The organism is Acetivibrio straminisolvens JCM 21531, from assembly GCF_000521465.1.
GTDB classification, from domain to species: Bacteria; Bacillota; Clostridia; order Acetivibrionales; family Acetivibrionaceae; genus Hungateiclostridium; species Hungateiclostridium straminisolvens.
Genome location: NZ_BAVR01000015.1, coordinates 39,263 through 53,463, shown reverse-complemented (window position 1 = coordinate 53,463; position 14,201 = coordinate 39,263). Strand labels below are relative to the sequence as shown.

General features: G+C 39.7%; 9 protein-coding genes and 6 pseudogenes. 2 read left to right on the top strand and 13 right to left on the bottom strand.

What is annotated here, in order from left to right:
- Positions 1-198: 198 nt before the first annotated feature.
- Both JCM21531_RS05960 and JCM21531_RS05955 read left to right on the top strand, forming a co-directional pair.
- Positions 199-1,154 (top strand): annotated as a pseudogene (locus JCM21531_RS05960) (L-lactate dehydrogenase).
- Positions 1,155-1,207: 53 nt separating this feature from the next.
- Positions 1,208-2,378, top strand: a pseudogene (locus tag JCM21531_RS05955) (NAD(P)-dependent malic enzyme).
- A 56-nt stretch (positions 2,379-2,434) separates the two neighbouring features.
- On the opposite strand, the gene JCM21531_RS05950 reads toward JCM21531_RS05955, so the two are convergent.
- From JCM21531_RS05950 to JCM21531_RS05890, 13 genes and pseudogenes are all read right to left on the bottom strand, one after another.
- The gene (locus JCM21531_RS05950; RefSeq protein ID WP_038288241.1) at positions 2,435-3,040 is read right to left on the bottom strand and encodes a flavin reductase family protein; all 606 of its coding nucleotides are present in this window, start codon (positions 3,038-3,040) and stop codon (positions 2,435-2,437) included.
- Positions 3,041-3,118: 78 nt separating this feature from the next.
- Positions 3,119-3,793: an endonuclease III domain-containing protein gene (locus JCM21531_RS05945; RefSeq protein ID WP_038288239.1), complete on the bottom strand. Its 675-nt coding sequence runs from the start codon at positions 3,791-3,793 to the stop codon at positions 3,119-3,121.
- 160 nt (positions 3,794-3,953) lie between these two features.
- Positions 3,954-5,701 (bottom strand): annotated as a pseudogene (locus tag JCM21531_RS05940) (NADH-dependent [FeFe] hydrogenase, group A6).
- 19 nt (positions 5,702-5,720) lie between these two features.
- Positions 5,721-7,513 (bottom strand): annotated as a pseudogene (gene nuoF / locus JCM21531_RS05935) (NADH-quinone oxidoreductase subunit NuoF).
- Between the two features lie 33 nt (positions 7,514-7,546).
- The gene (locus tag JCM21531_RS05930) at positions 7,547-7,915 is read right to left on the bottom strand and encodes a (2Fe-2S) ferredoxin domain-containing protein (RefSeq protein ID WP_038288236.1); all 369 of its coding nucleotides are present in this window, start codon (positions 7,913-7,915) and stop codon (positions 7,547-7,549) included.
- Entirely contained in the window at positions 7,899-8,441 is a 543-nt protein-coding gene (locus JCM21531_RS05925; RefSeq protein ID WP_243467296.1) for an ATP-binding protein, read from the bottom strand. Before JCM21531_RS05925 ends, JCM21531_RS05930 begins: the two co-directional genes overlap by 17 nt.
- Positions 8,442-8,464: 23 nt before the next feature.
- Positions 8,465-8,959: an NADH-quinone oxidoreductase subunit NuoE gene (gene nuoE / locus JCM21531_RS05920; protein WP_038288229.1), complete on the bottom strand. Its 495-nt coding sequence runs from the start codon at positions 8,957-8,959 to the stop codon at positions 8,465-8,467.
- 261 nt (positions 8,960-9,220) lie between these two features.
- A pseudogene (locus JCM21531_RS25030) lies at positions 9,221-9,930 on the bottom strand (PHP domain-containing protein).
- On the bottom strand, positions 9,927-10,256 hold the full coding sequence (locus tag JCM21531_RS05910) for a DRTGG domain-containing protein (RefSeq protein WP_038288214.1): 330 nt from the start codon (positions 10,254-10,256) through the stop codon (positions 9,927-9,929). The pseudogene JCM21531_RS25030 and the gene JCM21531_RS05910 overlap by 4 nt, the downstream one beginning before the upstream one ends.
- Complete coding sequence (locus JCM21531_RS05905) at positions 10,256-11,602, bottom strand: [Fe-Fe] hydrogenase large subunit C-terminal domain-containing protein (protein ID WP_038288212.1); 1,347 nt, start codon at positions 11,600-11,602, stop codon at positions 10,256-10,258. Before JCM21531_RS05905 ends, JCM21531_RS05910 begins: the two co-directional genes overlap by 1 nt.
- Positions 11,603-11,620: 18 nt before the next feature.
- Positions 11,621-12,070 carry an ATP-binding protein gene (locus JCM21531_RS05900; protein ID WP_038288211.1) on the bottom strand — a complete coding sequence of 150 codons (450 nt, stop codon included), beginning with the start codon at positions 12,068-12,070 and terminating at the stop codon, positions 11,621-11,623.
- Positions 12,067-12,420 (bottom strand): DRTGG domain-containing protein, encoded by a 354-nt coding sequence (locus JCM21531_RS05895; RefSeq protein WP_038288208.1) that lies wholly within the window; start codon positions 12,418-12,420, stop codon positions 12,067-12,069. The genes JCM21531_RS05900 and JCM21531_RS05895 overlap by 4 nt, the downstream gene beginning before the upstream one ends.
- Before the next feature lie 66 nt (positions 12,421-12,486).
- Positions 12,487-14,157 (bottom strand): annotated as a pseudogene (locus tag JCM21531_RS05890) (uridine kinase family protein).
- Positions 14,158-14,201 lie beyond the last annotated feature (44 nt).

The following is a 14,201-nucleotide window of genomic DNA, read 5'->3' as shown; positions in this document are numbered from 1 at the left end:
GGGGAAAATTTGTTACATAGCTTCAACATTTACAATTTTAGATGTTTTAGCTTGCAAATTTTCACCAAAGTACATTAAACACAGGTTTCCAATCAGTGATAATATCTGTGGATTTAATTCCGCAGTTAAAATTTAAATAAGCTCCAATCAACAAACGATCTAATTCGTTAAATATATTGGGCAATTGAAAGGAATGGTATGCAAATGGTAAAAAGTAAGTCAAAAGTTGCAATCATAGGTACTGGTTTTGTGGGTGCGTCCGCAGCCTTCACAATGGCTTTACAGCAAACTGCAAATGAACTGGTTTTAATCGATGTATTTAAGGAAAAAGCTATGGGTGAGGCTATGGACATAAACCACGGTCTTCCCTTCATGGGGCAAATGTCTTTATATGCCGGCGACTATTCGGACATCAAAGACTGTGACGTTATAGTTGTCACAGCCGGTGCCAACAGAAAACCGGGTGAAACACGTCTCGATCTGGCAAAGAAAAATGTTTTAATAGCCAAAGAATTAACTCAAAACATTATGAAGCACTACAACCATGGTGTAATACTTGTAGTATCCAATCCCGTTGATATTATTACTTATATGATTCAGAAGTGTCCGGTCTTCCTGTCGGAAAAGTTATAGGTTCCGGTACTGTACTTGACAGTATTAGATTCAGATACTTGTTAAGTGAAAAGTTAGGCGTTGACGCAAAGAATGTACATGGTTACATAATCGGTGAACATGGTGATTCACAGCTTCCATTGTGGAGTTGTACACATATTGCAGGTAAAAACATCAACGATTATATCAATGATCCAAAATACGATTTTAAAGAAGAAGATAAGATTAAAATTGCCGAAGATGTTAAAACAGCCGGTGCAACTATTATTAAGAACAAAGGTGCAACATACTACGGTATTGCAGTTTCAATTAATACAATAGTTGAAACGCTTCTTAAAAATCAGAATACAATCAGAACTGTCGGAACCGTTATAAACGGTATGTATGGAATAGAAGACGTTGCAATCAGCCTTCCATCCATCGTCAATTCCGAAGGTGTTCAGGAAGTTCTCCACTTTAACATGACTCCTGAAGAAGAAGAAGCTTTAAGACATTCAGCAAATCAGGTAAAAGCTGTATTGAACGAAGTAAAGAATTTATAATTGTAAATGAATATCCGCAGATATTTAATAATATAATTTGGAGGTAGAATTAAATGGATTACAGAAAAGAATCATTAAGGCTTCACGGCGAATGGAAGGGAAAAATTGAAGTTATAAACAAGGTTCCTGTTGACAGCAAACAGGATTTGTCCCTTGCATATACACCGGTGTAGCAGAACCATGTCTTGCAATTCAAAAGGATGTTAATCTTTCCTATGAATATACAAGACGTTGGAATCTTGTAGCAGTTATCACTGACGGTACGGCAGTTTTGGGTCTCGGAGACATAGGTCCTGAGGCTGGAATGCTGTAATGGAAGGTAAATGCGTACTTTTCAAAAAGTTTGGTGATGTAGACGCATTCCCACTCTGCATTAAATCAAAAGATGTAGACGAAATTGTAAACACAATTAAGCTTATTTCCGGAAGCTTCGGAGGTATAAACCTCGAAGATATATCTGCTCCAAGATGCTTTGAAATTGAAAGAAGACTTAAAGAAGAATGTGATATTCCGATTTTCCATGATGATCAGCACGGTACTGCTATTGTTACTGTTGCTGCAATGATCAACGCATTAAAACTTGTTGATAAGAAAATCGAAGATATAGAAGTTGTTGTAAACGGTTCGGGTGCTGCAGGTATAGCTGTAACAAGACTCCTTATGAGCATGGGTCTTAAGAAAGTTATCCTCTGCGATACCAAAGGAGCAATTTATGAGGGCAGAGATAATTTGAACGGCGAAAAAGCTCTTATGGCTAAAATCTCAAACCTCGAGAAAAAGAAAGGTACTCTTGAAGACGTAATTAAGGGTGCTGACGTGTTCATCGGACTTTCTGTTCCGGGAACAGTTACAAAGGATATGGTTAGATCCATGGCTAAGGATCCGATCATATTCGCAATGTCAAATCCGACTCCTGAAATAATGCCTGACGAAGCAAGAGAAGCAGGAGCAAAAGTAATAGGTACAGGAAGATCCGACTTCCCGAACCAGATAAACAATGTTCTTGCATTCCCTGGAATATTCAGAGGTGCGCTTGACGTAAGAGCAAGTGACATCAATGACGAAATGAAGATAGCTGCTGCGAAAGCAATAGCTTCATTAGTAAGTGATGAAGAGCTTAATCCTGATTTCATTCTTCCGCTCCCATTCGATCCGAGAGTTGGAAAGACTGTAGCTGCAGCAGTTGCTGAGGCTGCAAGAAAGACCGGAGTTGCAAGAAAATAATAAGAAATCCAATTAACAAATTAAAGATATTTAAAAAGGCAGACAAGGTTTTTACCCTATCTGCCTTTTTTATTACTTGTCCTTCTTCTCAAAACCTTCTTCTTTTTAGTTATCGAATATCCAAAATACCCTAATGATTTTTCCAAAGACCAGTACTCACCATGGGAGTAGCATATAAGGTCTGCTTTCTCCATGCAAAGCCTTCCGTTTTTATCAATGATGGACTCATCCACATTTACGGCTTCAATCTCTGCTATAAACATATCGTGAGAACCCAACTCAATTATATCCTTCACTGTGCACTCAATGTTCACAGGACTCTCCTTTATCAACGGCACATCCACTACAGAAGCTTTTTCGCAGGTCAACTTCATAGCTTCAAACTTATCAACGTCCCTGCCGGACTTTACACCGCAAAAGTCGGCAGCAAAAGCCAGCTTTCTGGTGGTAAGATTTATAACAAACTGTCTTTTTTCTTTAATTAGATTGTATGAGTACCGTTCTTTCCTTATAGATATTGAAACCATTGGAGGTTTCGAATTAATTGTTCCGGCCCAGGCAATAGTAATTATATTGGGCTTTCCTTCCCTATCGCAGCAGCTTACCATGACGGCCGGAACCGGATTTAGTATAGTAGATGGTTTCCACAGTTGCTTTGCCATTGTTCTACCTCTTTTATATCAATTTTATTTTTGTTTTGAAAATTCAAAATACATATCTATATATTTTATAAATTAATTTTATAAATTAAGACCGCATTTTTTGCATATGCTTTCCAAAGGACATTCCTTGCAGTCCGGCTTTTTACCATTACAGTACTTGTTTCCCACTCCGTCTATTTGGGCATGAAAATCGTTAAACAGCTTTGTATCATGCTCCAGATTCTCCATAAAGAACTTCTGCATTTCCCCGTATGTAATGTCCTCATTAAAATAACCCAGTCTATTGAAAACCCTTCGGGTGTATGCATCCACAACAAATATAGGTTTTTCGGCAGCATATAGAATAATGCTGTCAGCTGTTTCCTCGCCTATACCATATAATGAAAGCAGCTCTTTTCTGAGCTCATAAATATCTTTGTCAAAGAAGCTGTCCAAATCGGCATTGTATTTCTCCTTGACATATCCACAGAATTCTTTTAATTTTCTTGCTTTCTGTTTATAGAATCTTGTAGACCTTATAAGCTCCTCCAGCTTTTCAGTTTCTGCATTGCAGATGCCTTCTATACTGAGTAAATTTTCCCTAATAAGATTTTGAATTGCGCTTTCAACATTTTTCCACGAAACAAATTGTGCCAGTATCGCTCCAACTATAACCTCAAACTTGGTATCAGCCGGCCACCAGTTTCTAGAACCACTTCTTTCATACATAAGATTGTATATTTCTTTTAGTCTTTTGCTAATTTCTATATCCAAACTGCCTACCTCCAAAAAGTTATTAGCTAACATCCATCACGATAAAAATACTTTGCTAAAAACACTTTAAAAAAGGTCAGGCTTTATATGCCTGACCCTATTATATCATTTATTTAACTTTAATCAACAGAACAGTTTTTAGTTTTTTCTTTAATTTATATTATTCAATAGGATAGTTTTCTCTCTTTACATAATGAGTATGCAAGAGTTCGTGAGCCTTGTGACCACCCGGCTCTCCAAAGTATTCATCATACAGCATCTTTACCTTTGGATTCTCATGGGATTTTCTTATAGGCAATTCTCTATCCTCTTCGTAAATTGCTTTTGCTCTTTCGCTTCTCAAATCTGTCCAACTTCTTACCACTGATGGCTGTATAGCTGTCCTCCACCGTTTACACAACCGCCGGGACATGCCATTATCTCAACAAAATGGTAATCCGCCTCTCCAGCTTTTATTTTGTCAAGAAGTTTTCTAGCATTACCGAGACCGTGAGCAACAGCAGCCTTCAGCGTAATGCCTTCCAATTCCACAGATGCCTCTTTTATGCCTTCAAGACCTCTTACATCATTATACTCAATATTGTCTGCAGATTTACCGCTCAGTATTTCGCTAACAGTCCTGATAGCTGCTTCCATAACTCCTCCGGTAGTTCCAAAGATTACACCGGCTCCGGATGCATCGCCCATAGGGTCATCAAACTGCTTATCCGGAAGGGATTTGAAGTCAATACCTGCTTCTTTAATCATTCTTGCAAGCTCCCTTGTGGTAAGAACAACATCCACATCAGGATAACCTGTTGAAGAAAGCTCCGGTCTTTGAGACTCAAACTTCTTTGCAGTACATGGCATTATCGATACAACAAATATCTTTGAAGGATCAATTCCATTTTTCTGAGCATAGTAGGATTTCAAAACCGCACCAAACATCTCTTGAGGTGATTTACAGCTGGACAAATTATCTAAAAACTCAGGATAATTATGCTCACAGAACTTTATCCATCCCGGACTGCAGGATGTTATCAAAGGAAGCTTTCCGCCGTTTTTAATCCTGTTTAAAAGTTCAGTACCTTCTTCCATTATTGTAAGGTCAGCAGCCGTATCGGTATCAAATACTTTGTCAAAGCCCAGTCTGCTTAATGCCGATACCATTTTACCGGTTACTCTAGAACCGATAGGCATTCCAAACTCTTCTCCCAATGCAACCCTAACCGCCGGAGCTGTCTGAACCAATACATGAAGCTCAGGATTTGCAAGAGCATCCCAAACCTTCTCGATATCATCCTTTTCCCTCAATGCTCCCACAGGACATACATTGATACACTGTCCGCAGTTTACGCAAGGTACTTCACTGAGAGGTTTGTTAAAGGCTGTTGATACAGTAGTGCGGAATCCTCTCTCGGTAACTTCAATAGCTCCAACACTCTGAATATTTTTACACATACTGACACAACGTCTGCACAGAACGCACTTGTTCGGATCTCTTACAACAGAAGGAGAAAGATCGTCTATCGGTAAATTGCTCGTTTCACCTTCAAATCTGATATCTTTAACATTCAAATCTTTTGCTAATCTTTGCAGTTCACAATTTTCACTTCTCACACAGGTCAAGCATTTCTTTTCATGGTTTGACAATATAAGCTCCAAGGTAACCTTTCTGGCTTCCCTTACCGCAGGTGTCTGAGTGTATACTTCAAGTCCCTCGGATACGGGATATACACAGGCTGCCTGAAGGCTTCTGGCACCTTTAACTTCCACTACACACATACGGCAGGCACCTACTTCATTTATATCTTTGAGGAAGCAAAGCGTAGGTATGTCTATATTAGCCTGTCTTGCAGCTTCCAGCACGGTGTAATTGGCCGGAACCTGTATCTTGCAGTTATCTATAGTAATGTTCACCATTTGCATCTCTTAACCTCTCCTTCCTTTAGGCTTTTTTAGAAATGACCTTAAACGGACATTTCTCTACACAAACGCCACACTTGATACATTTGTTTTGATCTATAACATACGGAACCTTCTTTTCACCGCTTATTGCACCTACAGGACACTGCTTTGCACAAATTCCGCAGCACTTACATTTTTCCGCATCTATTTCAAAGTGCATCAATGACTTACAAACTCCTGCAGAGCACTTCTTATCCCTAACGTGTTCAATATATTCATCCCTGAAGTATCTTAATGTGCTGAGAATAGGATTCGGAGCTGTCTGTCCCAATCCGCACAAAGCTGCTGCCTTTATATTCTTTGCCAGAATCTCCAGCTTTTCAATATCTCCCTCTTCTCCTTTACCTTCAGTAATTCTTTCAAGAATTTCATACATTCTCTTTGTTCCTATACGGCATGGAGGACACTTACCGCATGACTCATCAACGGTAAATTCGAGGAAGAACTTTGCTATATCAACCATACAGGTATCTTCGTCCATAACTATAAGTCCGCCGGAACCCATCATTGAGCCCAACTGGATTAATGAATCATAGTCAATCGGCGTATCAATATGGCTTGCAGGAATACATCCTCCGGAAGGCCTCCGGTCTGAGCAGCTTTAAACTTCTTACCGTTCGGTATTCCTCCTCCTATGTCGTAAATAACTTCTCTCAGAGTTGTACCCATAGGAATTTCAACCAAACCGGTATTATTGATTTTACCTCCCACTGCAAATACCTTGGTACCTTTGCTCTTTTCAGTACCAATGCTTGCAAACCATTCGGCACCATTTAGAATAATCTGAGGGATGTTTGCGTAGGTCTCAACATTATTCAGTATAGTCGGTTTTTGCCACAAACCTTTTACCGCAGGGAATGGCGGCCTTGGTCTCGGCTCTCCTCTATGTCCTTCTATTGATGTCATAAGAGCAGTTTCCTCACCGCACACAAAAGCTCCGGCACCAAGCCTTATCTCAAGGTCAAAGCTAAAGTCCGTTCCAAATATGTTCTTACCGAGAAGCCCATAATCTTTTGCCTGCTGTATGGCAATACCAAGTCTCTTTACAGCAATCGGATATTCCGCTCTTACATAAACATATCCCTGATTTGCACCTATAGCGTAACCTGCAATCGCCATAGCTTCAATTACAGAATGAGGGTCTCCTTCAAGAACACTTCTGTCCATAAACGCACCAGGGTCTCCCTCGTCGGCGTTACAACATACATATTTCTGATCTGCCTCCTGCTTCATGGCAAACTCCCACTTGATTCCTGTAGGGAAACCTCCGCCCCCTCTTCCTCTCAAGCCGGATCTTTTAATAACATCAACAACATCTTGGGGAGTCATTTCTGTCAATACTTTTCCCAATGCCTTATATCCTTCAAAAGCAATATACTCGTCAATATTCTCAGGATTTATAACACCGCAGTTCCTTAACGCAATTCTATGCTGTTTTGCAAAAAAGTCACTGCTCTCTGCCGAAACATTCTCATCCTTGACGTTGCCGCCGGGAAGAAGCCTTTTTACGATTCTTCCTTTTACAAGATGCTCTTCAACTATTTCTTTTACATCTTCAACTTTGACCATTGTATACATTGAACCTTCAGGATAAACCACTATAATCGGGCCTTCGGCACAAAGTCCAAAGCATCCGGTTCTTACAACTTTTACTTCGTTCTGTATACCACTATTGGCAATCTGTGCTTCCAACTCACTAATTATTTTATTGGAGTTTGATGAAGTACAGCCTGTACCCCCACAAACCAGAACATGCGCTCTATATAATTGCATTTATAACCCTCCTTAACAAAAATAAAAAAGTAACTATTTCTCTGCCTCCGCGATGGTATATTCTGCACAAACTCTTCCGTTTACTATGTGCTCCGCAACAACACGTGCAACCTTTTCGGGAGTCATTTTAACATATGTTACCTTGCTGCCGTCCTTGTCAATTACCTCAACAACAGGTTCAAGTTTGCAAATACCAATACATCCTGTCATTGTAACCGCTACATTGCTTAAATTCCTTTTGCTTAATTCTTCAACAAATGCATTCATAACCGGTCTTGCTCCGGCAGCAATACCACATGTTGCCATACCTACAACAACTCTTACATCCTGATTGTTTGTTCTTAAATTTATTTGATCAAGAGTCTTTTTTCTTATTTCTTCTAATTCAGCTAAGGATTTCATCTAATATCCCTCCAAAAATAGTCTTTACACCATCATTTAAATATTCGCCAATCCATTTAATCACTTCAAAATTAGTGATCGGAACCTCTCCGAGTCTCCTCTTTATATCAGAGGAGTTGAAATTAAATCTTTCCTTTTTGTTGTCAAGAGTAAGATCATATTCAATATCAGGCCTTGCAATGATAATACCTTCCATAGTCTGCGCCAAATCTCCCAAGGGTATCCGGTCTATGTGCGATATTTTAAAACTTGCCTTCACCGTAGTACCAACAAACTTCTCGGAAGTGATTTTAAGTTCACCCGAAGCTCTGTTTGCAGAAGCTTCCAAAAGTGGAATACCAAGACCCACTCGTCTGGTGTCCCTTGTAGTGGTAAAAGGATTGACAACATTTTTCAGAAAGTCGCTTTCCATTCCTATACCGTTGTCCTTTACTTCCATCTCCAGAAGGTCCGACTCTCTGTCCGCACATATTAGAATGCTAATTCTAGTCGCCTTGGCAGTTATTGAGTTCTGTATCATATCCATTAAATGTAAAGATAAGTCTCTCATTATTCCTTATACTTTTCAAGTATTCCTTCTATGTCATCCGGTACAAGTCTGCCGTATACATCGTCATTAATCGTTATTACCGGTGCCAATCCGCAAGCTCCTATACATCTGCAAGCTTCCAGAGAGAACTTCCCGTCACCGGTGCATCCTCCCACATCAATTTCCAGCTTTTCTTTGAGCTTTTCCAAAATGGCTCCGGAACCTTTAACATAACATGCAGTACCCATACAAACCTGGATCTTATATTTTCCTTTTGGATTTAAGGAAAACTGGGTATAGAATGTTACAACACCGTAAACCTCTGCCAAAGGCACGTTAAGACCCTCAGCAATTTTTTTCTGAACCTCCAGAGGCAGATAACCGTACACTTCCTGTGCTTCATGCAGTACGGGAACAAGTGCCCCTCTTGTATTCTTGTATTTTTCGATTATTTCCTGCAGCTTTTGATCTCTAGAGTCTACTCCGCTGCAGCAGCAGCAACCATTTGCGCTCATTTCTTTAATAACCCCCTAACCAGACGTTTGATTTCATTTCCAAAATGCATGTTAACAATTTAACAATATCGCTTTAATTATATCAGATATTTACACATTATTCAATACATTTTAGTATTACATTTAATGTTCTTATAATAGTTTGAAATGCTTTTATTATCAGGGATTGTGAGAAATCTCACGGACTAAAACCGCAATGTAAAATTGTATACAGTATTCTTATGAAGTGTTATATACAGTATATGATTTGATAAAAATTTGTTATTTTCTCAATGTCTCTATAAGGCATTCGATGCTTACTTCCTCAAGTTCTATGGTAATCTCTCTTTCCAGTATGTCCCCTAATGAATGGGCATCGGAAGACCTGATAAAATTAAACCTCCGAAGATATGGATTTTTGTCAAGATATGCTTTTTTGTCGCACATTTTTGAGATTTCGAGATATTTTATTTCGGGATTTTCTGGCACAACTCCCAGATTTGAAATAATACTATAAGAATCGCGATCCACATGGGCAGGAATTACAACACCACCCAATGCTCCAACGTGGCCAAACACATCGTCAATGCCGAGGTTTGATGCAGTTAAAAGAAGTCTGTCCACATGCCTCAAAACATTATCCCGGGCATCCATAACAATTTGCTCCCCAAATATATCCTCCCGGTTTTTATATCCGGAAGTGCATTATACACTATTTCCTGCATACTAAGAGCCTCATCGATACCGGGAAAAAGGCATACGAGGTGGACCTCTTCCCTGGTTTCAAGCTCCATGCCGGGCACTGCAACAACTCCCCTCTTTTTCGCGCACTCAGCCACTGCAATGCAGTTCTCGGCCGAATTGTGGTCGGTCACCGCAATGATATCAAGCTGTTTTAAAAATGCCATGTTGACAATATTGTTGGGTGTCATTTCATTATCCGAGCAGGGGGATAATGCAGAGTGAATATGAAGGTCTGTGTATACTTTCATAACAATTTTCCTGCTTCACAAGCTATTTGATATGCAGTTTTCGATGTTCTCAATATTGCAATATCCTCCTCAGAAGCTTTCTTTATAGTTGCCTCCTCGACCTCAATCCCCTCAGGAATAATAATACAAGGTATATCCACCATTACAGCAACTGCCACAATATTGACATGAGTATGCACTGTAATCCATACATCTCCTTTTGTAGCATGGGACATTACCCAGCTTAACAAGTCGCAGATATACATACCCTTTATTTCTTTCTCCAGGCCATTTTCTCCTGTCAATATCTCCATATTCAATTGCCCGGCAAATTCCCTAACCTTCATCAAATATCTCCCCTTTTCTTAGATTTAATTTCCGAAGTCTCATCTTTATCGAGTACAGGAGGCATCTTTGCTTCCAGCTCCATCATCTGAATTGCAAGGCTTCTTACTTTTTCCCTCAGTTTAAATATACAGTCGGTTTCATTGGCATTGCCCCTTACTATGTCTTCGGCAAGTGACCTGCAGCTTGGAGCACCGCATGCACCGCAATCCAGACCGGGCAATCCATTGTTTATGAGATGAAGGGTCTCAAGCTTCTTCATCGCTATATCAAAATCTTTGTCCAGCTTCATTATTGGCCTGTACTCAACTTTTCCCGTCCATGCAATATCATAATGGTAATTTTCGTTTGAAGCTGTCTCAAATCCCGTTTCTTTTGCTTCGTCAATAAATTTCTTAATTACTGTTTTGGCAACATACATATTCTCCACAGTTAAAGGACCCCCAAGGCAGCCTCCCTGACACGCCAGAGCCTCAACAAAATCTATATCCTCCAACTTTTCGTCCTCTATTTCCTCAAGAATTGCAATTACATTATGAATGCCATCAACAGCAAGAAATTTATCCGTTCCAAGGGCCGTGCTCTCTCCTCCGGAATTAGCCCATCGAACTCCAACAAAACCTGCCCTTGAAAGTTTCTCAACTTTATCAATTTTGCCCAAAGAAGAAAGTACTTTTAAGTAAATATCCGAAATTGAAATTGCTCCGTCCACAAAGGATTTTTCTTTGTCCAAAGGCGCTTTTATGCTGGTTACTTTTGCGGCACAAGGAGTAATAAAAAATACGCCGATATCTTCCTGGCGAATCTTCTTGTCCCGGGTTATTTCATCCTTTGCAATCTTTGCCGCAACCTCCATTGGTGACTTAAGCTTTAATATATTATCAATAAGATTTGGAAACCTTACCTGAATAAGTCTCACAACAGCTGGACATGCAGAAGATATGAGAGGTTTTTGAAATTTTTGCTCCTCAAGTATCTTTTTTGTTTCGTTGGTAATAATCTCGGCTGCCCTTGCAACTTCAAAAACATCGTCAAAGCCACACATTTTAAGCGCTGTGAGAATATGGTCTCTCGACTGCGCTGACTTTAGCTGTCCATATAGGGTAGGAGCAGGTATGGCAACCTTGTATTTATAGTCATCTATAATGGAAACAGGGTCGGTAATAGCCTTTTTGGCATGATAAGGACAAACCCTTATACACTCACCGCAATCTATACACCTTTCATTTATGATTCTGGCTTTGCTCTTTCTTACCCTAATTGCTTCTGTGGGGCATCTCTTTATACAGTTGGTACAACCTTTGCATTTGGCCTCATCCAGAGTAACCGAGTGGAAGTACGGACTCATGTTATCCCCCCAAACACGTTAATGGTCCTCTTTTTCATTATCCGTTAAAAACACGGTAATCTCAACAACAGTTCCTTTTCCTACCTCCGTTGTTATTTCAAGCTTATCAGCATATCTTTTCATATTCGGTAGACCCATTCCGGCACCGAATCCCATCTCACGGATGCTATCCGGAGCGGTTGTATATCCTTCCTGCATAGCCAGCTCCAAATCAGGTATTCCCGGGCCTTCATCCTTAATTCGTATAAAAACTTTATGCCTGTCAATTTCTACTTCCGCCACTCCTCCATTGGCGTGAATGACAGCGTTTAACTCGGCCTCGTACATGGATATGGCTGTCTTTTTTACTTTCTGCGGATCTGCACCAAGCTGTATAAGCATTTTCTTGACGCTGCTCGATGCTTCTCCGGCAATTGTAAAATCGTTTGCAGGTATAACAAAGCTTTTCCTTATTATACCGTCACTCAATCCCAAACACCTCTTTCTGTTATACCTGCACTATACAACTTTCCGCACGCAATAAACATTGGGTCATTTGTGGTCATGACGGCTATGCCTTTTTCTCTTGCCATTTCTATAATCTTTCCTTCAGGCCTTTTTCCTCTGATAAAAACTATCAGCTTTATATCCATCATTTCAGCAGTCCTGACTACTTGAGGGTTCACAAGCCCCGTCAATAAAACTACATTTTCTTTGACATAAGCCATAACATCACTCATAAGGTCCGAGCCGCAAGCTGCATTAAACTCCATATCAAGATTTTCAGCTCCTGTTAAAAGCTCTGCATTCAGAATTTCCAAAATCTCTCTAGCCTTCATACACACACCTTAACCTTTACATTTTATATCGACCAAAACCCATTAATAATTTGCACAGTAATATTATTAGTGATAAAAGCAACTTCCGCCGATAAACTCCCGTATTATTGAGTTGGTGGAATCTCTTTTGTGTCTATGGACAAGAAATTACTCAAAAACTCTATAAGTCTTCTTGCCTCGGAGTATTCAGGCTCAGAAGAATCAATTTCCATGAGCAGCGGTTCGGCATACGTCTTTAAGACTCCCAGTTCAAACATAAGTGCCGAATTGAACATTACATCCGCCTCTTCCTGGAACGGGAATATGTTTCTTTCTTCACCTCTTCTTACCGAAGGCCAGCGGTTTATAGTGTTTGCCGCACTGCAACCCCTAAATTGGAAGTCCCTCACGATTCTTCTAATAATTCTTGTATCCGTAGTAGGTATGCGATTGTGTTCATCTATATTCATCGATGTAAGTGCGCTTACATATATCTTGAATTTGCTCTCCTTTGCAATTGAAGCTGTCAATTTTTCATTCAACCGTGTATTCCCTCAATTATGATTATCTGGTCCTCATCGATTTTAAGCTTTCTGCAAAAGCTTTCTCTACAGCCGTTAGGAAAATTGAAAATCGGAACGTCAACTTCCTTTCCCGCTGTCAACTCAGCAAGATGCTGGTTGAAGAGCTTGATATCTATAGCCTCTAAAGCCTCAAAATCGTATTCTCCGTTTTCATCCTTGGGAGTAAGCTCCCTGTTGACGAAATAATCATCCAAGGATATGGTAACAGGCCTCAAGCGTTTACCCTAAGCTGTATTGAAAGTCTATGGGCAAAGGTGGTCTTTCCCGATGAAGAAGGACCGGCAATCAGAACAACTTTTTTCTTATGCTCATTAAAGGCTATCATATCCGCAATCTGCGCAATTTTCTTCTCATGCAAGGCTTCTGCAACTCTTATAAGCTCATTTATTTTGCCTTCCTTGACAATATCATTCAGAGCCCCCACATCTTCAACGCCAAGTATTTTTCCCCATTTCTTGTACTCAGAAAAGATGCTGAAAAGCTTCTTTTGTTCTTTGTACTCCGGTATTTTGTCCGGATTGGTTTTTTCCGGACTCATCAATATCAAGCCCGGATGGTAGTATTTTAAATCAAATCTATCCAAATAACCCGTATGAGGCACCATATATCCGTAAAAATAGTCTTCAAACCCATCGCATTCGTACAAAGTTACATAGGGCTTTTTTCTATGCTCTATAAAACGGAATCTGTCCATCCTTCCGATTTTCCTGAAGACTTCCCGCGCCTCATCAAGGGACATTATTTTCTTTATGAAAGGAATCTTTAAGTTAACAAGTTCTATCATTCTATTTTTTATCATGTCTACTTCTTCAACAGTAAGAGGCTTATCGCCTTTAACCTCACAGTAAATCCCCTTGCTGATGGAATGACATATCACAACCTTTCTATCGGGAAAAAGATCATTTACAGCCTTAATGAGAATAAAGCTAAGACTCCTTTTATATATCCTCATTCCATCTTCATACGTAAGGTCGATAAACTCCACCCGGCAACTGTCATAAAGACGATAGCTTAATTCCTTTATGTCGTTGTTAACCTTTGCTGCTACAATGGTTGATTTATATTCTTTTTTGCACTTTTCACTCAATTCCTGCAAAGATATTCCTTCATACACTTCTCTTTCACTATTATCCGGAAACACTACTTTAATCATATTCAAATTGTTCTCTTTCATACTTCCAATAACCCCTTATGCAAATATTTTGTAGTTAATTATTC

Coding starts and splice junctions, on each gene's coding strand:
- JCM21531_RS05950 (WP_038288241.1), bottom strand. CDS start 3,040: ATGGCAAAGCAACTGTGGAAACCATCTACTATACTAAATCCGGTTCCG.
- JCM21531_RS05930 (WP_038288236.1), bottom strand. CDS start 7,915: ATGAAATCCTTAGCTGAATTAGAAGAAATAAGAAAAAAGACTCTTGAT.
- JCM21531_RS05925 (WP_243467296.1), bottom strand. CDS start 8,441: ATGGATATGATACAGAACTCAATAACTGCCAAGGCGACTAGAATTAGC.
- nuoE (WP_038288229.1), bottom strand. CDS start 8,959: ATGAGCGCAAATGGTTGCTGCTGCTGCAGCGGAGTAGACTCTAGAGAT.
- JCM21531_RS05910 (WP_038288214.1), bottom strand. CDS start 10,256: ATGAAGGTTAGGGAATTTGCCGGGCAATTGAATATGGAGATATTGACA.
- JCM21531_RS05905 (WP_038288212.1), bottom strand. CDS start 11,602: ATGAGTCCGTACTTCCACTCGGTTACTCTGGATGAGGCCAAATGCAAA.
- JCM21531_RS05895 (WP_038288208.1), bottom strand. CDS start 12,420: ATGAAGGCTAGAGAGATTTTGGAAATTCTGAATGCAGAGCTTTTAACA.